The organism is Solibacillus isronensis, assembly GCF_900168685.1.
Taxonomy (GTDB): Bacteria; Bacillota; Bacilli; order Bacillales_A; family Planococcaceae; genus Solibacillus; species Solibacillus isronensis_A.
Genome location: NZ_FVZN01000014.1, coordinates 439,818 through 462,221 on the forward strand (window position 1 = coordinate 439,818; position 22,404 = coordinate 462,221).

Below are 22,404 nucleotides of genomic sequence, written 5' to 3' on the forward strand. Positions count from 1 at the left end.
TGTTGGTAGCTGACAAAAATTAGTCCTGATACAATTACGCCAATGCGAAATCGATTAATTATAGAGGAGTCTAAATAAATGGGGAATAAAGGGAAAATAGCATTTGGCCTGTTTCTAATTATATTAATGGGTTTGTCTTTCTATAGGTTGGATTATTATATTACAAAACCAGGTGGTACATATAATGTAAGCGAATTTTTGGCGATTCAAAATGGGGACCAGGACGATGAAGGTTCATTTTATATGACGACCGTTGCGATGGGGCAGGCAACTCCGTTAACTTATGCAATGGCAGCCGTCGCGGATTATTATGATATTGTAAAATTAACAGATGTACGCCAAGAGGAAGAAGATGACGAAGAATATAATGTTCGCCAATTGAAATATATGACGGACTCCCAATTTAATGCAACGTATGTAGCGTTCAACCGTGCAGGGCTTGAATATCAAGTGACGTACAAAGGACTCTATGTATTGAATGTGCTTGCAGATGGCGCCGCAGACGGACAGTTAAAGCCGGGAGATGAAATTGTGGAAGTGGATAATGAACGTATTGATAGTTTGGACACGTTTCTTACTCTCATTACGCCGAAAGTAAAGGGAGATAAAATTAATCTAGTTGTAAAACGTGATGGAAAACTTATTGACGAAACGTTGGAGATTAAAGAAATACCAGGTTCTGAAGGACGTATTGGTATCGGTATCACTTATTCAGAAAGCAAATCAATCAAAACCGATCCGAAAGTGACTGTCAAAACAGAAGATATTGGCGGACCTTCTGCCGGGTTAATGTTTACATTAGAGCTGTTAAATCAGCTGATCGATGAAGATTTAACAAAAGGCTATGAAATTGCAGGTACCGGTGAAATGTTGGAGGATGGAACGGTAGGTCGAATTGGCGGTATAGAGAAAAAAGTTGTTTCTGCGGATAAAGAAGGCGTCGATATTTTCTTTGCACCTGATGACGAAATAACAAAAGAAATGCTTGAGTATAACCCAAGCATTACTTCAAATTATGAGGTGGCAGCCCAAACAGCAAAAGCCATTGATTCCGACATGAAAGTTATTCCTGTTAAAACAATTGATGATGCTCTGAATTATTTAAATCAACTACAACCGAAAAATTAATAGCGAATAGGCGGAGTTTTATAATCTTCGTCTATTTTTTTATTTGAAAATTGCTGTATGCCTAATTGGTACATTTGAGTTGCGTGCAAATCGATGGCCAATATAGGATCACTGACAGCTGCAACCCGGCTGATGAGCGGCATTGAAAGGGACTTTTTAATACTTGAAATATATTGCTGACCAGCTGATGTCATGCCCAATATCCGAATATATGTAGGGCTTGAATAGGCATGTAACTGTTCTTTCGTGACTCCAGTATAAATATGTGTCAGCATTCGCTGGAGTCTTGTCCATGTATAGCGTTTCGATTTCAACGCATTCATAAACTCCTCAAAGTCCAAGCTCGTTCTCGCATATTTAATAAGTGAGTTTTCAAGCCCTTCTGATACGTCTGCATACTGTTTTAACTGCTGTGGGGTATGTCTTGAAATAGCATACTGTAAAAGTGGCCAAAAGCCTTCCCAGCTTGCAAAACGACCATGTTCTTCCTGCCAGTGTCCAAGTTGATCAATACTCGGCTCGGGTAAAAATTGTGTAACCTGCTCGAGAGACTTACCGCTGAATAATGCCTGGCGGATCCCGGTAGCACTGGCAATTTCGCTGTCTGTATCTATCGCATCATGATATCCTGCAGCAATTCGCTGAATGGTAGCTGGTCTCATAACTGTCTGTAGCTTCTCAATTGCTTCGACGTAATGGAAGCCTAGTATATTATTTGGTTGCCCTAAATCAATGTATGCATTCGGGGAAAGTTGTTTAAGCTGTTCATATGCCGTAAAAAGAGCTTGCGGATAGCTTTTGCCTTGCTGAATTGTTTCTTTAATAATGGAGTTGTAGAGTGTACGGTTGCTTTCTATTAAGTGATAAGTGTTGAGAAACGGCGTGATGGTTCCTTGTTCGCTCCCAAATGCTAATGTAGTACATTGCATTGCTTCCAATAGTTGGACAGCACCTGAAGCAAAACTAGTTGCCTGAGCAGTGCTGAAAATATAAGGAAGTTCGATTACGACGTCAACTCCGCTTGCGAGTGCCATCTTTGTCCGGTGCCATTTGTCGACGAGTGCTGGCTCTCCTCGCTGTAAAAATTGACCGCTCATAACAGCAACCGCAACATCACTGTTCGTAGTGCGTTTTGCTTCGTTTACGTGATGCAGATGGCCATTGTGAAATGGATTATATTCAACAACTATACCGACGGCTTGCATAAACTTCCCCCTTACGCTAAAATAGTTTTTTGTTCGCATCAATACGTTCGAAATGAATGTATCTTTGCAATATGTTAGAATTAATTTGATTATAAGCACGTTTTGTAATAGTGACAAGAAATTATCTTGACATCTTTTTTTATGGGCTATATAATAAACAGTGTTGTCTCGAGGTGATTAACGAATGAAATGGTCAATTCATCAATTATCAAAGTTTCGAAAAGACGGAATGCCGATTGATACAGTTGTTCAATTGGATGAAGTAAAAAATCGTAACACCGATATACGTAACGTTTCACCCGTTCATGTAAAAGGGCTTTGTACTTTTGGTGCATCGCAAATGACTTGTCAATTAACGATTAGCACTACATTAACGCTTCCATGTGCACGCACGTGGGAAGATGTTGAATATCCTGTGAACATCGAAACAGTAGAAGTTTTCAGTTGGGTCGATGAAGAAAATCGCGGGGATGTTGAGGGCGATATCCATTATGTTGATGGAGACGTTGTTGATATGAAACCAGTCCTGGAGGAATTAATTCTTCTTGAAGTGCCGATGCAAGTATTCAAAGAGAATACCGAAGGACAAGTGCAAGGCGGTAAAGGCTGGAACTATTCAACGGATGAAGATGTAGAAAAAGCTAAGGAAGTTGACGAACCAAAATTGGATCCAAGACTGGCTGCTTTAGCTAAGTATTTTGATCAAACAGATGAATAAATATCTGTAAGGAGGTGCCATCAATGGCTGTACCATTTAGAAGAACTTCTAAAACTGCAAAAAGAAAGCGTCGTACGCATTTCAAACTATCTGTACCTGGTATGGTAGCTTGCCCAAACTGTGGAGAAGCTAAACTATCTCACCGTGTTTGCAAAGCTTGCGGACAATACAAAGGTAAAGAAGTAGTAGCGAAATAATTCAGTATTTACGCTATATAAAGACTAGTTAAGAGACCATGGCTCTTAACTAGTCTTTTTTCTGTTTTTACCTAGAAGCATTGTCAAAACAATAGCACTCAACTATTATTAGAATAGTTTGATATATCGAAATAATTACTAAAGGGGATGGGCAAATGGATTACTTAATTCAGAATGAAAATGGGATTCTAACATTTACGATTAATCGCGAAGAAAAAAGAAATGCTATAAACTATGCGGTGATGGATGGTTTAAAGGAAGTTATTACATACATAAAAGAACATAATGATGTGCGTTTCTTAGTTATTACAGGTGCCGGTGAAAAATCATTTTGTTCGGGCGGGGACTTGTCAGAGTTTCATAGTTTGGAAACGGAAGAAGAAGCGTTTGGTATGCTGAGTAAAATGGGGAATATTCTATATGATTTAGCGACATTGCCTGTACCGACAATTGCTTTAATAAATGGAACGGCTGTAGGAGGAGGTTGTGAAATTGCGACAGCTTGCGATTTCCGGCTGATTTCCTCACATGCAAAAGCCGGCTTCATCCAAGGAACGCTGGCGATTACGTCTGGATGGGGTGGAGGAACTTATTTGTTTGAGCGTGGGCTGCGCCATGACCGTGCATTAAAAATGCTCGTAGACGCAAAGCCATATGACGCGCAAACGTTATATGAGATCGGTTGGGCGATGCGTGTGTATATTGAAGGGACGAAAGAGCAGGCTCTTGCAGAATTTATTGAGCATATGGCAAAGATCCATCCTTCTGTCCACCAGGCATATAAAGAAATTGAATTAAGAAAATGGCGTGAGCGCAATATGCACGAGCGAGTGATGGAAGAAATCCGACTATGTGCAAAGCTGTGGGAATCCGAAGCTCACCATAAAGCAGTACAGAACTTCCTCGAGAAGAAAAAGTAATCCGTTAACAGATTGCTTGGTTAATAATTTATATGAAGTCCGTTGTTTGGAATGGCGGAAGATGGAGTGAATGCTAAAATTGTCACGTCCTGTGATAATGCATTCGTGACAAACATCATGTTGGCCTCTGACCCGCAATAAAAATTAATTCCCCTAGTTACGATGAAAACTATTTTTCTCGTAACTTTTTTTGTTTTTAAGTCTATTTTGTTCATCATGGCATATAGTAGTAAAAAATATGAGGTGGTGCAACTGTGGAGCAAAAAAGAAGGAAAGATCAATGGACAATTGCAGACGATGAAAAGTTAGCTGAAATTGTGATTCAAACAGTTCAAAACGGACGTACACAACTAGAAGCTTTTGAGCAGGCAGCACAAGAATTAAACCGGACGAAGCAAGCTTGCGGCTTTCGCTGGAATAAAACATTGCGAGCGCAGTATGGACAGGTTTTGAACAGCGTCAGAAAGCGCCCGAAACAGTTAATGCGCAGTCACTTAAAGTTGGCGTTATCTAGTTTTGAAGAATTGACAGAAGCATATAACGAACTAGAAATGAAATATTCGGAATTGCAATCAGAGTACGACAAAATTACGAAGTGGTTACATCAAGGTGTTGCCTTAACAAAAGGGAAACCGAGTTAAAGAAAAACGAACTATAAATAGAAATAAAATAATTTTTCGAGAAAATAATTGTAATTAATTTTAAGGCTACTTACAATAGAAGTAGAAACATAGCGCGAGTAGCGCAAATATCTTCTAACAAGGGGGCCTTTTGCATGGCAGAAGTAAAAGCACAGATGGCAGGGACAGTATTCGAGGTAAGTGTTAAAGAAGGGGACAGTGTGACAAAAGGGCAAACACTCATCATTTTGGAATCGATGAAAATGGAAATTCCACATGAGGCAGAAGCGGATGGAACAGTAGCAAAAATTACTGTTGCTGAAGGAGATTTTGTTGAAGAGAATGATATTTTAGTAGAATTAGCTTAAGTGATGGAGGAAAGATAATGACACAGCCTACTTATAACGAACACTTACAGCAGAAAATAGAAGAAATATACGCAGGCGGGCAACCAAAATATCACGAAAAGTTAAAAGAAACGAATAAACTTTTTGTCCGTGATCGCTTGAAACAATTATTTGATGATGGAGTTTATGAGGAAGATGCCCGTTTTGCAAATTGTGAGGCCGGAGATTTGCCTGCAGATGGAGTTGTAACAGCTATTGGGCAAATTGATGGGCAAACCGTTTGCGTTATGGCAAATGACTCTACTATCAAGGCTGGATCATGGGGTTCGCGAACAGTTGAAAAAATAATCCGTATTCAAGAAACTGCGGAGAAGATGCAAGTGCCAATGCTATACTTAGTCGATTCTGCAGGGGCACGCATTACAGATCAGCTCGAAATGTTCCCTGGGCGACGCGGGGCAGGCCGTATTTTTCATAATCAAGTACGTATGAGCGGAATGATTCCTCAAATATGTATTTTATTCGGTCCATCTGCTGCAGGAGGAGCCTATATTCCGGCCTTTTGTGACATCGTTATAATGGTGGACGGAAATGCTTCAATGTACTTAGGATCACCGAGAATGGCTGAAAAAGTAATTGGTGAAAAGGTTTCACTCGAAGAAATGGGCGGAGCGCGTATGCACTGTACCGTTAGCGGCTGCGGAGATGTATTGGCTGCAAACGAGGAAGAGGCAATTCGCGAAGCGAGGCGTTATATCAGTTATTTCCCTGCAAACTTTGCGGAATTCCCGCCGATTGATGAAATAAAAGCACCGAAAAGCGGGAGAACACTGGAAGAGATTATTCCGGAAAATCAAAATGCGCCATTTGATATGTATGAATGTATCGAACAGCTGATTGATGAAGACAGCTTCTTTGAAATTAAAAAGCTTTTCGCTTCTGAACTGATAACAGGGCTAGCCCGCATCGATGGGCAAGTAGTAGGGATTATCGCCAATCAGCCGAAAGTAAAAGGCGGCGTATTGTTTATCGATTCTGCCGACAAAGCAGCGAAGTTCATAACGCTTTGTGATGCATTCTCGATTCCGCTGTTATTTTTAGCGGATGTACCGGGCTTTATGATCGGTACAAAAGTAGAGAAGGCGGGCATTATACGACATGGGGCAAAATTTATATCGGCGATGAGTTCAGCGACAGTGCCGAAAATTTCGGTTATCGTTCGTAAAGCTTATGGAGCTGGTCTTTATGCGATGTGCGGACCGGCATTTGAACCGGATGCAGTCATTGCATTGCCAACTGCCCAAATTGCGGTTATGGGTCCTGAAGCGGCTGTAAATGCTGTTTATTCAAATAAAATCGAGGCGATTGAAGATCCGAAAGAGCGAATGCAGTTTGTCAAACAAAAAATCGAAGAATATAAGGAAGAGATCGATTTATACAAATTGGCTTCTGAAATGGTAATTGATGATATTGTCGCACCAAATCAACTGCGACATACATTAATTCAACGCTTTAATTACTATAATTCGAAACAAATTGTCTTACCATATCGAAAACATCCGGTATATCCAGTATAATAAATTTAGCTAAAGGTCTGTCTTGAAGGCAGACCTTTTTAATTCGAAATAAATTTGAGGTATAATATAATGCGAATTGAAATCATTGGGGCAGGTGCAGTTGGTTTATTAGTAGCAAGCTATTTTGCTGAAAAGAATATGGATGTGTATATTGTCGGGAAACCTGCAGAAAAAACAGTATTTAAAAACATCCATATTGCTAGGACAAACTTGAATCAATCTGTTACGACCGTCAACGTTAAATATATTTCGGCACTTTCAAATGAAGCGAATTTAATCATTGTAGCTGTAAAATATGGACAACTTCATGAAGTGTATGCAAGTATGGAGCGTGTAAAGGAATCTATTCCATTATTATTTTTGCAAAATGGCTTAGCACATTATGAGGAAGCACTTGCATTAAATAAAGCCCATATTGCATTTAGTTCGATTCAATTCGGGGCTCTTAAACTGTCGCAGTATCATGTCGCCCATAAAGGGGAAGGTGTGATGAAAGTTGCTGTAGCAAAGGGAGATCGCAGCAAGTTTGATTTCCTGAACGAACTTTCATCGTCAGGACTGCCGATTGTATTTGAACAGAATGCCGAAACGATGCTGATGGAGAAAGCGCTGCTGAATTGTTTTATCAATCCGTTAACCGCGATTTTGCAAGTGAAAAATGGGCAGCTAATTACACAGAGCTATACTTTGCAATTATTGAATAATTTATATAACGAACTCATGACGGCATTTCCGCAATTTAAAGAATCGTTCCACTTTGAACAAGTTGTTGCACTTTGTGAAAGGACAGCAGAAAATACATCTTCTATGCTGGCGGATCGTCTCGCAAACCGCAAAACCGAAATTGATACTATAGCTGGAACGATTTTGAAAAAAGCGGAGCAAAATGAGAAAGAATTACCTGTGTTACAAACACTTTATCATCTAGTGAAAGCATTTGAAGAGAGCGGTGAACAACTGTGATATTATTTTTTCAATATTTAGTGGCAACAATTATTGTATGTCCGATTATTGCTTTTATCACTGTGCTGCTCCTATGCCGTAAGCTTCGAATAAAAAAACATAAAGCGATTGGCTTGGCAGCGGATATTACAACATTTCTTTTGTTTTTTTCGATACCAATTGCGTTACAAGGACTATGGAATATTGGTATATTAATGCCGATGCTAATTGTCGTACTCGTAATTGCGATTGTTTTTACATATTTTGATTGGCGAACGAAAAAAGAAATTGAAGTAAAGCCACTACTGAAAAAAGTTTGGCGCTTTTACTTTTTATTGTTCAGCATCACTTATTTTATAATTTGGATTGTTGGAATTACCCATTCAGTTATGATGTTTATGATGGTTGATTAGGTGGCTAAACTTTTCTTTTACTGTAAACTAGTATCCGGAGAAAAATAAAGCAACGCAGTGATAAAAGTAATTTTCAAAATTGAGTAAAGAGAAGTAGAGGAGAATTTTCATGGAGCTAGAACAAATAAATTCACCAGTAACGAATAAGCTATTAGCGGACTATTGGTCGGGGAATGCCGATATCCATTCGTTTTTTGAATATAAATATAATGAGGGAGCTTTTGATCAACGATTTGCGTATTTAAAAAATCGTACGTATCGTTCAAAAGAGCTGGCTCAAGTTATACGCAGTTATATGGAACAGTATGGCATCTCGGAAAAAACGGCGCATCATATAGATGAGCTTGAGCAAGGTGCTGTAGTTGTAGTAGGTGGTCAGCAAGCTGGTTTGCTGACAGGTCCTCTCTATTCTGTTCATAAAGCGATTACGGTTATTCTGCTGGCAGAACAACAAAGAAAAATATTAAATGCACCGGTCGTACCAATGTTTTGGATCGCGGGTGAAGATCACGATATAGAAGAGATTAATCATACGTATACAATGGCAAACGGCGAAGTGAAAAAACGTGGTTACAGTGAACGTTCTAAGCTGAAGAAAATGGCCTCGACTACAGAATTAAATAAAGAAGCACTACAGCAGTTTATTTTAAATGTATTTAAAGATTTTGGGGAAACCGAACATACAGCAGACTTACTGAATAGTGTTTTAAATCATGCAGAAAATAGTGAAACATTTACTGATTTCTTTACGCTGCTGATGAATGATTTATTTAAAAAGCACGGTTTATTAATGTTGGATGCAACTTATGGGCCGTTCAGACAATATGAAAAAAACTATTTTGTCCAATTGATTGAAAAGAACGAATCGATCGCAACAGGTGTTGTAGCGCAGGAAAGAAAGCTTGCAGAAAAAGGTTATGCAATGCCGATCGAAGCTACGGAGCAAAATGCGAATTTATTTTATATTAAAGAAGGCGAACGTTTTCTGCTAGAGCGCAGTGGGGGCCAATTTAAAAATGGGTCAGCACATGCAAATTTTTCAAAAGAGGAATTAGTTGCTATTGCGAATGAGTCTCCTGAAAGTTTAAGCAATAATGTTGTTACCCGACCGTTAATGCAGGAAATGGCACTCCCGGTACTAGCATTTGTAGGGGGGCCCGGTGAACTTGCTTATTGGGCAACTTTAAAGCCTGCATTTGATACGCTGCAGCTGCAAATGCCGATATTTGCGCCAAGGCTCAGCATTACGCTTGTTACGCGTCAAGTTGATGCATTACTGGAACAAAAAGAGCTGTCTGTAACGGATGTGCTGACAGGTAAGGTCGATGAACATTTAGCGCAATTTGTGGAAAGTGTGAAAGATGAACAAGTAACGCGCGCAATTGAGCAGATGCAAAAACAGATGGAAGAGCAGTATGAACAACTGACGAGCTATCTGCAGCATGGTAACTATCATGTAGAAGATTTATTGGAGAAGAATAAAAATTACCATGAACGTCAATTCCAATATTTACGCTCGAAACTGGAACAGCAAAATATAGAAAAGCATGAAGTTGCAATTCGCCAATACAAAACGATCCAGTCGCTATTATATCCAAATGATAGTTACCAGGAGCGCTTGTACAACCCTTATTTATTTCTAAATACCTATGGGGGAAAGCTGATTGATGATTTATTGGAGTTACCTATGAGTATTTCCATGAAACACCAACTTATTACCTTATAAAAAACAAGAGTTATCTCATACGCAGATAACTCTTTTTTGTGTCTTTTGGCACCGAACGTATGTGTGAGAATATGCTCATTTACGTAATTTCGATTTATTGTTATGAGAAGCAAGGAATTTGGTGGTAGAAAGTGGGGGGATGTGGTACATTATTTATTAAAGTGGGGTGAGTAGCATGTTCATGGGAGAATATCAACATTCTATTGATGCAAAAGGCCGCATGATTGTCCCTGCAAAGTTTCGAGAATCACTTGGAGAACACTTTGTAATAACTCGCGGGCTAGATCAATGCATTTTTGGATATCCTATGGATGAATGGCGAAAACTCGAAGATAAATTAAAGGATTTACCGATGACCAAAAAAGATGCACGTGCATTTGCGCGATTCTTCTTTTCTGGTGCTACAGAAGTAGAAGTGGACAAGCAGGGCCGAATTAATATTCCATCTACACTGATTGGATACGCTAATCTTGAAAAAGAATGCGTGATATTAGGTGTATCGAGCAAAATTGAAATTTGGGCGAAAGAATCTTGGCAGCAATACTTCGAGCAATCGGCAGAATCATTTGATGAAATCGCAGAAAATCTGATTGGCTTTGATTTTTAAAAAGTAGAAGTTGAAAAATTTAAACCATAGTCACTATTACAGAACCGACATGAACTTTTAATCCGGGTGTAATAGTGCCGACACGTAATTGAATTAATATTAAGAGGTGCTTCAAACAATGTTCGATCATACAACCGTATTATTGAAAGAAACTGTTGATGGGTTGAACATCAATCCGGATGGTATTTATGTTGACTGCACATTAGGTGGTGCAGGTCATAGTGAGTACCTTGTACAACAATTATCAGAAAAAGGCCGTTTAATTTGCTTTGACCAGGATACAACGGCTATTGAAAACGCAAAAGTACGATTAGCCGATTATTTAGATCGTGTTATATTCGTACACTCAAATTTCCGCTATTTAAAAGAAGAATTACACAAACTGAACATTCATCAAATAGATGGAATTTTATATGATTTAGGTGTTTCATCACCACAACTTGATACACCTGAACGCGGATTTAGTTACCATCATGATGCACCGCTCGATATGCGAATGGATCAGACTGCTGAACTGAGCGCATATCATGTTGTGAATGAATGGTCATACGAAAATCTTGTTCGTATTTTCTTCCGTTACGGAGAAGAAAAATTTTCTAAACAAGTTGCGCGCAAAATTGAACAAGCCCGTGAAATTGCTCCTGTTGAAACGACGGGTCAATTAGTAGAGCTTATAAAAGATGGTATTCCAGCCCCAGCACGTCGCAAAGGTGGACATCCTGCAAAGCGAATCTTCCAGGCTATTCGAATTGCTGTAAATGATGAATTAGGTGCAGCGGAAGATTCTTTAGTAGATGCAATCGATTTATTGAAAATTGGTGGTCGTATAAGTGTGATTACATTCCACTCATTAGAAGACCGCTTAACAAAAACACTATTTAAAGAGGCTTCATCATTGCCGGATTTACCGCCAGGATTACCGGTTATTCCAGAGCATATGAAACCAGTACTTAAATTAGTGACAAGAAAACCGATTTTACCATCAGACGAGGAGTTAGCTGCGAATAATCGTTCACGTTCAGCAAAATTGCGCATCGCTGAAAAAATTAACGATAAAGGACGTGGGTAAAAAATGGCAGTAAGAGCAAGACAAACTTATATACAACAGCAGCCAGAACTACCTCAACATCAGCAGCAGGAACAAAGACTACCGGTCCAGCCGAAAAAACGCAAACCAAAGTATTTTTCGGCACAGGAAAAGTTTTTGTTCCTAGTATTTGCAATCGTAGTAGCATCTTTCGCTATTTCCATATTACATACTCAAGGAGAAATCCAAACGCTCAGTATGGAAATCCAAAAAATCGAACGCGACATAACTGAAGTCAATAATAATAATACAGATTTAAAAGTACAAGTAAGTGAACGCTCCACTCACCAACGTATTTGGGAAAAAGCGAAAGAACTCGGATTAACACTAAATGAGAAAAATGTGAAAGTAGTGCCGGGAGAATGAAAAAGAGAAGATTTCGTTACCAGATAGGAGCCTTTCTAATGTTTATATTCTTTGGAGGGCTCTTTTTACTATTATATTGGCGTTTTGCATCAATCCAGGCGACAGGAATGGTAAAAGGGCATGAATTGGAAGAAGAAGCATTATCAAGGTACGAAACTGGATATGTGTTATCTGCAGACCGTGGGAAGATTTTGGACCGCAATGAAAATGTGATTGCCGAAGATACATTAAGCTACCGTCTTGTAGCGGTAATTAAAGAATCGGCAACAGAAAATAAAAAAAATCCAAGGCATGTTGTCGATAAAGCTGAAACAGCGAAATTATTGGCACAATACATTCCGATGGATGAAGAGAAGATTTATGAACGGCTAAACCCTTCCAAAGATTTATATCAAGTCGAGTTTGGACTGGCAGGGCGCGGCATCAGTCATGAAGTGAAAAAGAAAATTGAAGAGCTTAATCTGCCTGGCATTCTATTATATAGCGACAAAAAACGCTATTATCCTAACGGCGCCTTTGCCTCTCACCTTATAGGATTTGCATTGCGTGAAACCGATGATGACGGAAATTCGTCGGTTGTCGGGAAAATGGGGCTTGAATATATTTATGATAAGCAATTAACAGGAACTGACGGTAAGTTAACTTACCAGCGCGATGCTCGTAACTACTTATTGCCAAGCAGCGATAAAGTGATACAGGAAGCACAGGATGGAAACGATATTTATTTAACAATCGATAAAACAATCCAAAACTTCCTGGAAGAAGCAATGACGCGTGTCAACGATCAATATAAGCCGCAGTCTATGGTTGCTGTCGTAGCGAATCCGAAAACGGGGGAAATCTTGGCGATGTCACAACGACCAACGTTCAACCCTGACACACGTGAAGGATTAGATGGCAACTGGCTGAATGATGTTGTGGAAAATACAATTGAACCGGGTTCCACATTTAAAACATTTACGGTTGCAGCCGCAATCGATTCAGGGAATTGGCATCCGAATGCCACGTACCAGTCAGGGCAGTATAAAGTTTATAACGATACAATACGTGACCATAATAGATACGGTTGGGGTACAATCTCCTATTTAGTAGGTATCCAACGCTCTTCAAATACGGCGATGACGAACTTGCTTGATGTTATGGGCTGGGAAACGTATGAAAGCTATTTAAAGGAGTTTGGTTTCGGTCAAAAAACAGGCATTGACCTACCAAATGAAGCGAGCGGTATTATTAACTCACGCTATCCTTTAGAAAAGTATACGACAACATTCGGTCAAGGTTCGACTGTTACTCCGATTCAGTTAATTCAAGGGGTAACGGCCGTTGCAAATGACGGGAAAATGATGCAGCCATATGTAATCGATAAAATTGTTAATCCGAACACTGGTGAGATTTTAGTAGATTCAGAGCCTACTATAAAAGGTGAACCGATTTCGGCAGAGACAGCACAGCAAACACGTGAGGTTTTAGCTTCTACTATATACGGAGAAGCCGGGAATGCGAAACGTTTCCAGATTGACGGCTATAAAGTAGCCGGGAAAACAGGTACTGCCCAAATGCCGAAAGCAAATGGTATCGGTTATGACTGGGGGAAAAATGAATTCCTTTATTCATTTTTAGGAATGGCTCCAGCAGAAGATCCGCAGCTGGCTGTATTTATTTCAGTTGCAAAACCAAAACTAGGTGCAACCGAAATAGGTTCTGACCCAGTTTCACAAGTTTTCAATTCAGTTGTACTGAACAGTTTGAAGTACATGAATATCAATCCGTCGGACGTAGCGGAAGTAGAGACAACAAAGATTGACGATTATGTAGGGAAGCAGACAGATACGGTCATGACTCAACTGGAAGCGGAAGGACTGGTACCGGTAATAATTGGTCAAGACGGAGAAATTACAGAACAGTTCCCTGCAGCAGATGCATCATTAACAAGTGGGAGCATTGTTTTCTTAAAGACAGATGGAGAAATTACATTACCGTCGTTTAGTGATTGGTCACTACGTAATTTACTTGTCTATAAATCACTATCCAAACTGCCGATTGAAATTGTCGGCGAAGGCTATGTTGAAAGCCAAAGTGTTTCCCAAGGGACGCCGATAACAGATGATTCACCGATCGTCGTCAAGCTGAAAACCCCTGAGGAGAAGCATTTGACCCCTCCGGCAGAGGATATGGAGCTGGAAGAAGAGGAAGACGAAGAATTTACTGAAGAACTTCTACAAGATTAGAGAGATTTGAATACAAACTTCATCTTTAACATACGTTGTTTTAGGTGAGGTGTCATATTATGAAATGGGTAACTACAAAATCTAAAAAACGTTTAACATGGATCGCCATCGCACTTGTACTATACGGCGTGGCGATTTTTGTTAAATTAGTATCCGTTCAAATTATTCAGTATGATGAGCTTTCGACAAAGGCAAAAGAAAACTGGGACAGGGAAATTCCGTTCCATACACAGCGAGGCGAAATTACTGACCGAAACAATGAAGTAATTGTAACGAATAAACTTGCCCCGACTTTGTACTTCATGCCTTCACAAAACGAAGATAAAGAACAAGCAGCAGATGCCATTGCAAACGTGCTCAATAAAGATCGAGCCAAAATATTGGAAAGACTGCAGCAACGAGTATCCCTAGTAAAAATTGCTCCAGAAGCTAAAAACATCACTTATGAGCAAGCGGAAAAAATTCAGCAGCTCCAAATTCCGGGTTTATACAGTGGTGTCGATTATGTAAGATCTTATCCGCACGGTAATTTGCTCGCACGCTTTTTAGGGTTTACAGGTGCAGATAACCAAGGTTTGGCAGGAATCGAATACGAGTATGATGAATTATTAAAAAGCTCGGATGCAGCCATTCGGCTATTTACTGATGCAAAAGGGAATGCATTGGAGCATGTGGATGATGAATGGAAAGAAGGAAAAGACGGTGCGACAATTCAGCTGACAATTGATTTAAAGCTTCAGGAAATTGTCGAACGTGAATTATCGCAGGCAATGCTGGAGTATGATGCAGATCAGGCATTGGCCATTGCCATGAATCCCAATAGTGGTGAAATACTGGCACTAGCATCATTCCCAACATACGATCCGACGAAATTTTCGGAAGTAGAGCCAAGTATATATAACCGCAACCTTCCTGTATTTATGTCTTATGAGCCGGGTTCCACATTCAAAATTATTACGCTCAGTGCCGCAATTGAAGAAGGTGTAGTCAACATGGAGGAAGAACATTTTCATGATCATGGCTATACAATGGTCGAGGGGGCACGATTGCGCTGTTGGAAACGAGAAGGACATAAAGACCAGACTTTTTACGAAGTTGTACAAAATTCCTGTAACCCTGGATTTGTAGAACTAGGGCAACGAGTTGGTTCAACAAAGTTGCTTGAGTATATTCACAAATTCGGATTCGGGAAAAAAACGGGTTCGAATATTTCCGGTGAATCAACAGGCATATTATTTTCAAAAGAAGCATTTGGTCCGGTAGAGCATGCTACGACCTCTTTTGGTCAGGGTGTTTCCGTTACGCCGATTCAGCAGATGCAGGCGGTCTCTGCCGCAATTAATGGCGGTACATTATATACGCCGTACACGGTTTCGAAAATACTGGACTCCAAAACAAACGAAGTCATTATGGAGCAAAATCCGGAAGCGAAAGCGCAGGTCGTCAGTGAAGAGACATCGGAAAAAGTGCGTCATGCTTTGGAACTTGTAGTTGCAAAAGGTTCTGGTCGCCAGGCATTTCGTGATGGCTTACGCATTGGAGGCAAAACAGGGACAGCGCAAAAGGTGGAAAACGGCCGCTATAAGGACGGGGACTATATTGTATCGTTCATCGGTTTTGCGCCGGCCAATGATCCGGAAATAATCGTTTATGTTGCGATTGACAATCCGAAAAGTTCGTTGCAATTCGGAAGTGTTATCGCTGCACCGATTGTAGGCCGAATTATAGAAGATGCAGCACCGCTGTACAATATTGAAAAGCAAAAAGATCAAATCGAACGGAATTACGTTTGGGGCGATGAATTGACTGAGCGTACACCAAACTTTATTGGAATGACAAAAGAAGAAGTAATTCCACATTTATATCCTTATAAGATTGAATGGCACGGAGAAGGCGAAAAAGTAATTCAGCAAGTCCCGTCAGCTGATAGCCTCATTCTTCAGAGTGATAGTGTTCATTTATATTTAGGAAATTAAATTGAATTTCCATCTTTCAAAATGCAACTAAAACAACTATTATAGTGAAGGACGTTTTTTCACAATAATATTTAGAAATCGTAATCGTTGAAAATCAAACGTTCCACCATATTCAGACAGAAGTTTTAAAGGAGATATATTATGACATTATCAACAACATTGACCATACTCTTTTCATCATTTTTAGTAACGGTCATTTTAGCACCAGTAGGAATCCCTCTTTTACGCCGATTAAAATTCGGGCAAAGCATACGTGAAGAAGGCCCTCAATCACATATGAAAAAAGCGGGTACACCTACAATGGGTGGTTTAATTTTCTTGTTAGCCATTATTATTTCGACAATTGTAGTCGCAATGATTTTCGACTTGTTTACAACACAAACGATTGTATTATTACTTGTTTTAGTTGGATTTGGCGTAATTGGCTTTTTAGATGATGGGCTAAAAGTTATTTTCAAACGTAATTTAGGATTGACTTCCCTTCAAAAATTAATAGGTCAAATCGCAATTGCGATTGCAGCATTCTTACTATTGCGTTTAGGTTCATTTGATACATCTGTAGGAATACCATATACAGATTTATCGATTGATTTAGGAATTTTATATGTTGGGTTTTTAATTTTCTGGCTAGTAGGTTTTTCAAATGCAGTCAATTTAACAGATGGTTTAGATGGACTCGTATCAGGAACGGCTTCAATTGCATTTGCTGCATTCGGTGTCATTGCATTATTTAACGAGCAAGCCGATATCGCATTATTTGCATTTGCTGTAACGGGTGCATTACTTGGATTTCTGATTTTTAATGCAAACCCGGCAAAAGTGTTTATGGGAGATACAGGTTCCCTTGCGCTTGGCGGTGCATTGGCAATGATTTCGGTACTGGTAAAACAAGAATTGCTGTTACTATTAATCGGTCTCGTATTCGTTATTGAAACATTATCCGTTATTTTACAAGTAGGAAGCTATAAACTGCGTAAAAAGCGTATATTCAAAATGAGTCCGATTCACCACCATTTTGAATTATCTGGCTGGTCAGAATGGAAAGTCGTACTAGTATTTTGGTCAACAGGTTGTATCGTAGCACTTATAGCAGTATTAGCGGAGGCGTTATTATGATTGAATATGAAGGATTACAAGCTAAAAAAGTACTCGTTTTAGGATTGGCGAAAAGTGGTGTTGCGGCTGCTGAGCTTTTGCATCGGTTAGGTGCATTTGTAACAGTCAACGATGCAAAGCCATTTGATGCAAATCCTGAAGCGCAGGAGCTTTTATCAAAAGGAATTACCGTAATTTGTGGACGACATCCAGAAGATTTGCTTGATGAAGGTTTTGAGCTTGTCGTAAAAAACCCTGGGATTCCATACACAAATCCGATCGTTGCCGATGCGATAACAAAAGGTTTGCCTGTTATTACAGAAATGGAACTTGCCTATTTAGTAAGTGAAGCGACATTTATCGGTATTACTGGTTCGAATGGTAAAACAACAACGACAACTTTACTTTACGAAATGCTTAAAGTAGGCCGTTTAAAACCATTAATCGCCGGGAATATTGGAACCGTTGCTTGTGGTGTAGCAGAAGAAGCAAAGGCAGATGAAGTCATCGTTACTGAGTTATCATCATTTCAGTTAATGGGGACACGTCAATTCAGACCACATATTGCAATTTTGACAAATCTGTATGAAGCTCATTTAGATTACCATGGGACATTTGAAGAATATGCTGAGGCTAAATTTGGTGTCACACGCAATCAGACAGCTGAAGATTATTTTATTTATAATGCCGACCAGGAAGTTGTGGCGAAATATGCTCAAAAATCAAATGCCCAACTCATTCCATTTACGACAAAAGGTCATGCAGAACAAGGGATCAGTGCTGATAAAGAAAACATTTATTGGCAAGGCGATGCGATCCTAAAACGTGATAATATTGTATTGCCGGGTGAGCATAATTTAGAGAATATTTTATGTGCAGTAGCTGCAGCGCTACTGCAGCAATGTCCTGTCGAAGCGATTGAAGAGGTTTTATCAACATTTGCAGGGGTGCGTCACCGTACGCAGTTTGTCCGTGAATGGCAAGGACGTAAAATTTACAATGATTCAAAAGCTACAAATGTACTGGCAACGAAAAGCGCCTTGGCTGCATTTGAGCAACCGATTGTATTATTGGCCGGCGGATTAGATCGCGGGCATTCATTTGAAGAGCTTCGTAAAGAAATGACACGTGTAAAAGCAGTTGTCGCGTTTGGCGAAACTGCACTTCGCTTTATCGAATTTGCAAAATCATGTGGCATTACGAATATTGTGCGTGCAATTGATGTAGAAGATGCAGTCGGTTATGGAGCAAAAATGTCTGAAGAAGGTGACATCATTTTACTGTCACCGGCATGTGCAAGCTGGGATCAACATGCGAGCTTTGAAATTCGGGGCGACTTATTTATTGATCGTGTTATGAAACTTTCATAAGAAAGGATAGTTACACTGTCGCAAAAAAATCAACAGTATTTTATGATCAGTGCGATTGTATTGTCGCTGGTTGGCATTCTCTTTATTTTTTCTGCAGGTACATATTGGGGGAATGTTCACTATGATGGACAAACCCCGTTTTACCTGAAGCAGTCAATCTATTTCATCGTTGCACTTATCATCTGTGCAGCCATTATGAACTGGGAGTTTTTACAGCAACCGAAAGTGTGGAAGATTTTTTATATCATTTCGCTTGGCTTACTTGTTGCTGTTCTTATTCCAGGTATCGGAATAGTCCGTAATGGTTCGCAAAGTTGGATTGGAATCGGTCCTTTAACGGTCCAACCGGCTGAAATTGCGAAAGTAACGACAATTATTTATATTAGTGCATTATTAACACAGCGGAAATCGTATGAGCGCATTGTTCAATTGAAGCATTTTCTCATATTGATTCTTCCGGCAGCCTTAATTATGCTACAGCCTGATTTCGGTGCTGTCTTTATTTTAGTTGTAGTTGTTTTAATTATATTTTTTATTGCACAATATCCGCTGCGCCTATATGTTGTCCTCATCACTTTAGGTATAGGGGGCCTTGCCGGGTTAATTATCGCGGCTCCATATCGTCTTAAACGGATCGAAGCGTTTATCAATCCTTGGGCAGACCCGTTAGGAAGCGGCTTCCAAGCTGTACAATCTTTATTTGCGATAGGTCCAGCAGGCTTGTTTGGACATGGATTATTAAAAAGTAGACAAAAGTATTTATACTTACCGGAACCGCAGAACGATTTTATATTTGCGATAATTTTAGAAGAAATCGGACTTGTCGGTGGAATGGGACTGCTGCTTATTTTTGCGTGCTTTTTAATTCTTGGATATCGCCTGGCATTACAATGTAAGCATGTATTTCATTTTTATGCGATATGTGGACTTACAACGATGATTGCTGTACAGGCAGCGCTGAACATAGGTGTAGTTATTAATTTACTGCCTGTAACCGGTGTAACACTGCCATTTATAAGCTATGGCGGAACATCGCTTGTTGTTGTCTGGGTAACAGTAGCGCTTATATTAAATTTTTCTTATGAAAGAAGGAAGGAGTAGGGATAATGGAAAAAGTAATCGATATTACAGAACGAGTACCAGCTATGAAAAAACGCAGAAGACGCCGTACAAATTTTAAATTTTTAGCACTAGTGACGATTTTTCTTTTTATCATTATCATCCTTCTTTATTTTCAATTACCTTATAGTGATATAAAAAAGATTGATATTAAAGGGGCAGCCCTAAAGGAAGATACGTACTATATCGAACAGTCAAATTTGAAAATTGATGATTCGTTATGGGGCTTTAAAATTTCGGAAGTAGAGCAGGCAATTGCTCAGCATGAATGGGTAAAATCCGTAAATGTCGAAAGGAAATTCCTGAATGAAGTTCAAATTACAATCGAGGAATGGCAAAAAGTAGCCTATATTTCACAAGACGGGGAATTTTACCCTATGCTCGATAATGGCATTGTCTTTGAAGAATCCAATGAAATTGTTCCTATCGATGCCCCGATTTTTCGGGACTTTGAAAATGAGAATCTTCGGAAAAAGCTGTTAAAGGAACTTGCGAATCTAAAACCGGAAGTACTGTCGCTCATTTCCCAAATTAATGCAAATCCTACAGAAGCGGACCCGTATTCAATTACGCTTTTCATGAATGATGGCTATGAAGTACGCGCAGATGCGAATACTTTAGCAGAAAAGTTAAATTACTATCCATCGATCATCGCGCAAATTGAAAGCGAGGACGTTTCTGAAAAAGGGATTGTAGATATTGAAGTTGGTTCATATTACCGACCTTTTTCAGGTGAATATTCATTAATAAAAGAAGACACTGAAAAAACTGAAGAAACTACAGAAGAAACTACAGAAGAAACTGCAGAAGAAACTACAGATGAAACAGAAAATGCGGAAACTGATGAAGGGGGGCAACTGGAAGAACAAAATGAAGAAGAGTCAGAATGATAACAGCAGGCAGCCGAAGAAAAATTCAACTTTATTTTCAAAAAAGTATGGCGCCATACTCATTGTATGCGTGATTACAGGATTTATTATCGGTTTTTCCTATAATTTATCAAAGGACAAGCGTACATTAAGTTCTGCCTCTCCCCAGTTTGAGCAGGAAAACCAGTACATGGAAGAGTTGATTGAAAAACAGGAAAGAAACAAAGAGCTTGCAGATGAGTTGGCCCAATTAGAGGAGAAAATTCGAACGTATGAAAAGCAGTTTTCTTCGAATGAAACGCAATACGAACAGAATCGGCAGGATGCTGAGCAATTGCGGCTGTTACTTGGACTAACAGATGGAATGGGACAAGGGATCAAAATAACACTGCAAGATGGTGATTATAATCCGAATACTACCAACCCAAATGAGTATATTGTGCACGAAAGTCACATATTTAAAGTATTAAATGAATTAAAAATTGCTGGTGCCGAGGCAATTTCGATTAACGGGCAACGTTTGAAACCGAATTCTTACATTGCCTGCAACGGTCCTGTCATTACAATTGATGGACAACAGTACCCAGCACCATTTGTAATCGAGGCGGTAGGTAATCAGGATGTACTTATTTCTTCGTTAGAATTGGCAGGAGGAGTATTTGACCAGTTATTGAATGAACAAATCGTCGTTACTTTAGAAACAGACGACCTAATAGAAATGCATACAGTCAGCGATGAATAAGGCATAAGATCGGAGGGAAGATGATGACGAAAAAAATGTACCGTAATATTACTATTATCTCGTTCATCATCGGCTTTATGCTCGCAGTGCAGTACAACACTGTTCAAAGTCCGACCGAAAGAACAACAGTCGATATTTGGGAAATTCGCCAGCAATTATTTGCAGAACAGGAGCGGCATTCCGAACTGTTGAGCGGAATAAGCGAATTAACCGAAACTGTAAATAAATACGAGGATGCAGAGTTTGATAATCCGGAAGTGCTATTGCAGCAAACTGTTGATCAACTTAAAGAACGTGCAGGGATCCTGCCGGTTGAAGGACCGGGGTTAACATTAGCGGTTGGCCCTTCACCTGAATTGGTTGAATTAGGCTATGAAATAAAGCCTGTATCTCCTGAACTGTTAATTCGGCTTATAAATGATTTAAATCGCTATAATGCCCGGGCAATTGAAGTGGATGGCAAACGTTTAAGCTACAATTCGGCCATTCGCGATATTAATGGGAAAACGACAATCAATAGTGAGCCGATTCAAAATACGGATATCGAAATAAACATCATTACATTTACGTATGAGCAAGCTGAAAAAATGAAAAACCATTTGCTGGCATCTACGTTCCAGGATGAGTTTTATATTGATAATCTAGTATTGACGATTCATGAAGCAGAGCAGAATATACAAATCGATTCAGTTGCGCCTGTACAAAGAATTAAGTATTTATCAGAAAAGTAGAAGGGGATGCGAATATGTGGTTACCACTTTTAGGTCTTATATTAGGTGTGGTATTAGGGATTTTAACAGATATTCAAATTCCATCTGTTTATGAAAACTATTTATCCATTGCTGTACTGGCGGCTCTCGATACTATGGTCGGCGGTATCCGTGCATTATTGCAACAAGTTTACGATGACAAAGTATTTATTTCCGGGTTTTTCTTTAATATAATTTTAGCAGCAGGATTGGCTTTTCTCGGTGTTCATATAGGTGTCGATCTTTATTTAGCCGCTATTTTTGCATTCGGAGTTCGACTGTTTCAGAATATCGCAGTCATTCGTCGGTTATTATTGACAAAATATGAGAACAGAAGGTTGAAAAAGGAGGAAAACTCTTAACAATCACGTTAAAATATCATTACAATTTATTGTTTTACTTA

23 protein-coding genes are annotated in these 22,404 nt (G+C 39.4%); 22 read left to right on the plus strand and 1 reads right to left on the minus strand.

Annotated features, from left to right (window positions below):
- Nucleotides 1–78: 78 nt before the first annotated feature.
- Nucleotides 79–1,128: a SepM family pheromone-processing serine protease gene (locus tag B5473_RS10775; RefSeq protein ID WP_079524986.1), complete on the plus strand. Its 1,050-nt coding sequence runs from the start codon at nucleotides 79–81 to the stop codon at nucleotides 1,126–1,128.
- On the opposite strand, the gene B5473_RS10780 is transcribed toward B5473_RS10775, so the two are convergent.
- Nucleotides 1,125–2,333 (minus strand): nucleotidyltransferase, encoded by a 1,209-nt coding sequence (locus tag B5473_RS10780; RefSeq protein ID WP_079524988.1) that lies wholly within the window; start codon nucleotides 2,331–2,333, stop codon nucleotides 1,125–1,127. The genes B5473_RS10775 and B5473_RS10780 overlap by 4 nt on opposite strands.
- A 184-nt stretch (nucleotides 2,334–2,517) precedes the next feature.
- Between B5473_RS10780 and B5473_RS10785 the strand changes: the two genes are divergently transcribed.
- From B5473_RS10785 to B5473_RS10885, 21 genes are all read left to right on the plus strand, one after another.
- Nucleotides 2,518–3,051, plus strand: a complete 534-nt coding sequence (locus tag B5473_RS10785; RefSeq protein WP_079524990.1) for a YceD family protein — start codon at nucleotides 2,518–2,520, stop codon at nucleotides 3,049–3,051.
- 23 nt (nucleotides 3,052–3,074) lie between these two features.
- Nucleotides 3,075–3,248: a 50S ribosomal protein L32 gene (gene rpmF, locus B5473_RS10790; RefSeq protein ID WP_008403415.1), complete on the plus strand. Its 174-nt coding sequence runs from the start codon at nucleotides 3,075–3,077 to the stop codon at nucleotides 3,246–3,248.
- A 155-nt stretch (nucleotides 3,249–3,403) separates the two neighbouring features.
- Nucleotides 3,404–4,168, plus strand: a complete 765-nt coding sequence (locus B5473_RS10795; RefSeq protein WP_079524993.1) for an enoyl-CoA hydratase/isomerase family protein — start codon at nucleotides 3,404–3,406, stop codon at nucleotides 4,166–4,168.
- A gap of 254 nt (nucleotides 4,169–4,422) precedes the next feature.
- Nucleotides 4,423–4,809 carry a transcriptional regulator gene (locus B5473_RS10800; RefSeq protein ID WP_079524995.1) on the plus strand — a complete coding sequence of 129 codons (387 nt, stop codon included), beginning with the start codon at nucleotides 4,423–4,425 and terminating at the stop codon, nucleotides 4,807–4,809.
- Between the two features lie 134 nt (nucleotides 4,810–4,943).
- The gene (locus B5473_RS10805; protein ID WP_079524997.1) at nucleotides 4,944–5,156 is read left to right on the plus strand and encodes an acetyl-CoA carboxylase biotin carboxyl carrier protein subunit; all 213 of its coding nucleotides are present in this window, start codon (nucleotides 4,944–4,946) and stop codon (nucleotides 5,154–5,156) included.
- Between the two features lie 17 nt (nucleotides 5,157–5,173).
- Nucleotides 5,174–6,712 (plus strand): acyl-CoA carboxylase subunit beta, encoded by a 1,539-nt coding sequence (locus tag B5473_RS10810; protein WP_079524999.1) that lies wholly within the window; start codon nucleotides 5,174–5,176, stop codon nucleotides 6,710–6,712.
- Nucleotides 6,713–6,781: 69 nt separating this feature from the next.
- Nucleotides 6,782–7,675, plus strand: a complete 894-nt coding sequence (locus B5473_RS10815) for a ketopantoate reductase family protein (RefSeq protein ID WP_079525004.1) — start codon at nucleotides 6,782–6,784, stop codon at nucleotides 7,673–7,675.
- Between the two features lie 20 nt (nucleotides 7,676–7,695).
- Entirely contained in the window at nucleotides 7,696–8,067 is a 372-nt protein-coding gene (locus B5473_RS10820; RefSeq protein WP_254865297.1) for a DUF3397 domain-containing protein, read from the plus strand.
- 109 nt (nucleotides 8,068–8,176) lie between these two features.
- On the plus strand, nucleotides 8,177–9,793 hold the full coding sequence (gene bshC / locus B5473_RS10825; RefSeq protein WP_079525008.1) for a bacillithiol biosynthesis cysteine-adding enzyme BshC: 1,617 nt from the start codon (nucleotides 8,177–8,179) through the stop codon (nucleotides 9,791–9,793).
- 175 nt (nucleotides 9,794–9,968) lie between these two features.
- The gene (gene mraZ, locus B5473_RS10830) at nucleotides 9,969–10,400 is read left to right on the plus strand and encodes a division/cell wall cluster transcriptional repressor MraZ (protein WP_014824545.1); all 432 of its coding nucleotides are present in this window, start codon (nucleotides 9,969–9,971) and stop codon (nucleotides 10,398–10,400) included.
- A 118-nt stretch (nucleotides 10,401–10,518) separates the two neighbouring features.
- On the plus strand, nucleotides 10,519–11,469 hold the full coding sequence (gene rsmH, locus B5473_RS10835; protein ID WP_079525010.1) for a 16S rRNA (cytosine(1402)-N(4))-methyltransferase RsmH: 951 nt from the start codon (nucleotides 10,519–10,521) through the stop codon (nucleotides 11,467–11,469).
- Between the two features lie 3 nt (nucleotides 11,470–11,472).
- Nucleotides 11,473–11,853: a cell division protein FtsL gene (gene ftsL, locus B5473_RS10840; RefSeq protein WP_079525012.1), complete on the plus strand. Its 381-nt coding sequence runs from the start codon at nucleotides 11,473–11,475 to the stop codon at nucleotides 11,851–11,853.
- 38 nt (nucleotides 11,854–11,891) lie between these two features.
- The gene (locus tag B5473_RS10845; RefSeq protein WP_079525014.1) at nucleotides 11,892–14,081 is read left to right on the plus strand and encodes a penicillin-binding protein; all 2,190 of its coding nucleotides are present in this window, start codon (nucleotides 11,892–11,894) and stop codon (nucleotides 14,079–14,081) included.
- A 59-nt stretch (nucleotides 14,082–14,140) separates the two neighbouring features.
- The gene (locus B5473_RS10850; RefSeq protein WP_079525016.1) at nucleotides 14,141–16,057 is read left to right on the plus strand and encodes a penicillin-binding transpeptidase domain-containing protein; all 1,917 of its coding nucleotides are present in this window, start codon (nucleotides 14,141–14,143) and stop codon (nucleotides 16,055–16,057) included.
- A 141-nt stretch (nucleotides 16,058–16,198) separates the two neighbouring features.
- Nucleotides 16,199–17,173, plus strand: a complete 975-nt coding sequence (gene mraY / locus B5473_RS10855) for a phospho-N-acetylmuramoyl-pentapeptide-transferase (RefSeq protein WP_079525018.1) — start codon at nucleotides 16,199–16,201, stop codon at nucleotides 17,171–17,173.
- On the plus strand, nucleotides 17,170–18,522 hold the full coding sequence (murD, locus tag B5473_RS10860) for a UDP-N-acetylmuramoyl-L-alanine--D-glutamate ligase (RefSeq protein WP_079525020.1): 1,353 nt from the start codon (nucleotides 17,170–17,172) through the stop codon (nucleotides 18,520–18,522). The genes mraY and murD overlap by 4 nt, the downstream gene beginning before the upstream one ends.
- A gap of 42 nt (nucleotides 18,523–18,564) precedes the next feature.
- The gene (locus tag B5473_RS10865) at nucleotides 18,565–19,623 is read left to right on the plus strand and encodes an FtsW/RodA/SpoVE family cell cycle protein (RefSeq protein ID WP_079525022.1); all 1,059 of its coding nucleotides are present in this window, start codon (nucleotides 18,565–18,567) and stop codon (nucleotides 19,621–19,623) included.
- 5 nt (nucleotides 19,624–19,628) lie between these two features.
- Nucleotides 19,629–20,531 carry a cell division protein FtsQ/DivIB gene (locus tag B5473_RS10870; protein ID WP_079525024.1) on the plus strand — a complete coding sequence of 301 codons (903 nt, stop codon included), beginning with the start codon at nucleotides 19,629–19,631 and terminating at the stop codon, nucleotides 20,529–20,531.
- On the plus strand, nucleotides 20,512–21,252 hold the full coding sequence (locus B5473_RS10875) for a DUF881 domain-containing protein (protein WP_079525026.1): 741 nt from the start codon (nucleotides 20,512–20,514) through the stop codon (nucleotides 21,250–21,252). The genes B5473_RS10870 and B5473_RS10875 overlap by 20 nt, the downstream gene beginning before the upstream one ends.
- Nucleotides 21,253–21,275: 23 nt before the next feature.
- Nucleotides 21,276–21,983 carry a DUF881 domain-containing protein gene (locus B5473_RS10880; protein WP_079525028.1) on the plus strand — a complete coding sequence of 236 codons (708 nt, stop codon included), beginning with the start codon at nucleotides 21,276–21,278 and terminating at the stop codon, nucleotides 21,981–21,983.
- 14 nt (nucleotides 21,984–21,997) lie between these two features.
- On the plus strand, nucleotides 21,998–22,363 hold the full coding sequence (locus B5473_RS10885) for a small basic family protein (RefSeq protein WP_008403393.1): 366 nt from the start codon (nucleotides 21,998–22,000) through the stop codon (nucleotides 22,361–22,363).
- Nucleotides 22,364–22,404: the final 41 nt, after the last annotated feature.

Coding starts and splice junctions, on each gene's coding strand:
- B5473_RS10775 (WP_079524986.1), top strand. CDS start 79: ATGGGGAATAAAGGGAAAATAGCATTTGGCCTGTTTCTAATTATATTA.
- B5473_RS10780 (WP_079524988.1), bottom strand. CDS start 2,333: ATGCAAGCCGTCGGTATAGTTGTTGAATATAATCCATTTCACAATGGC.
- B5473_RS10785 (WP_079524990.1), top strand. CDS start 2,518: ATGAAATGGTCAATTCATCAATTATCAAAGTTTCGAAAAGACGGAATG.
- rpmF (WP_008403415.1), top strand. CDS start 3,075: ATGGCTGTACCATTTAGAAGAACTTCTAAAACTGCAAAAAGAAAGCGT.
- B5473_RS10795 (WP_079524993.1), top strand. CDS start 3,404: ATGGATTACTTAATTCAGAATGAAAATGGGATTCTAACATTTACGATT.
- B5473_RS10805 (WP_079524997.1), top strand. CDS start 4,944: ATGGCAGAAGTAAAAGCACAGATGGCAGGGACAGTATTCGAGGTAAGT.
- B5473_RS10810 (WP_079524999.1), top strand. CDS start 5,174: ATGACACAGCCTACTTATAACGAACACTTACAGCAGAAAATAGAAGAA.
- B5473_RS10815 (WP_079525004.1), top strand. CDS start 6,782: ATGCGAATTGAAATCATTGGGGCAGGTGCAGTTGGTTTATTAGTAGCA.
- bshC (WP_079525008.1), top strand. CDS start 8,177: ATGGAGCTAGAACAAATAAATTCACCAGTAACGAATAAGCTATTAGCG.
- mraZ (WP_014824545.1), top strand. CDS start 9,969: ATGTTCATGGGAGAATATCAACATTCTATTGATGCAAAAGGCCGCATG.
- rsmH (WP_079525010.1), top strand. CDS start 10,519: ATGTTCGATCATACAACCGTATTATTGAAAGAAACTGTTGATGGGTTG.
- ftsL (WP_079525012.1), top strand. CDS start 11,473: ATGGCAGTAAGAGCAAGACAAACTTATATACAACAGCAGCCAGAACTA.
- B5473_RS10845 (WP_079525014.1), top strand. CDS start 11,892: ATGTTTATATTCTTTGGAGGGCTCTTTTTACTATTATATTGGCGTTTT.
- B5473_RS10850 (WP_079525016.1), top strand. CDS start 14,141: ATGAAATGGGTAACTACAAAATCTAAAAAACGTTTAACATGGATCGCC.
- mraY (WP_079525018.1), top strand. CDS start 16,199: ATGACATTATCAACAACATTGACCATACTCTTTTCATCATTTTTAGTA.
- murD (WP_079525020.1), top strand. CDS start 17,170: ATGATTGAATATGAAGGATTACAAGCTAAAAAAGTACTCGTTTTAGGA.
- B5473_RS10865 (WP_079525022.1), top strand. CDS start 18,565: ATGATCAGTGCGATTGTATTGTCGCTGGTTGGCATTCTCTTTATTTTT.
- B5473_RS10870 (WP_079525024.1), top strand. CDS start 19,629: ATGGAAAAAGTAATCGATATTACAGAACGAGTACCAGCTATGAAAAAA.
- B5473_RS10875 (WP_079525026.1), top strand. CDS start 20,512: ATGAAGAAGAGTCAGAATGATAACAGCAGGCAGCCGAAGAAAAATTCA.
- B5473_RS10880 (WP_079525028.1), top strand. CDS start 21,276: ATGACGAAAAAAATGTACCGTAATATTACTATTATCTCGTTCATCATC.
- B5473_RS10885 (WP_008403393.1), top strand. CDS start 21,998: ATGTGGTTACCACTTTTAGGTCTTATATTAGGTGTGGTATTAGGGATT.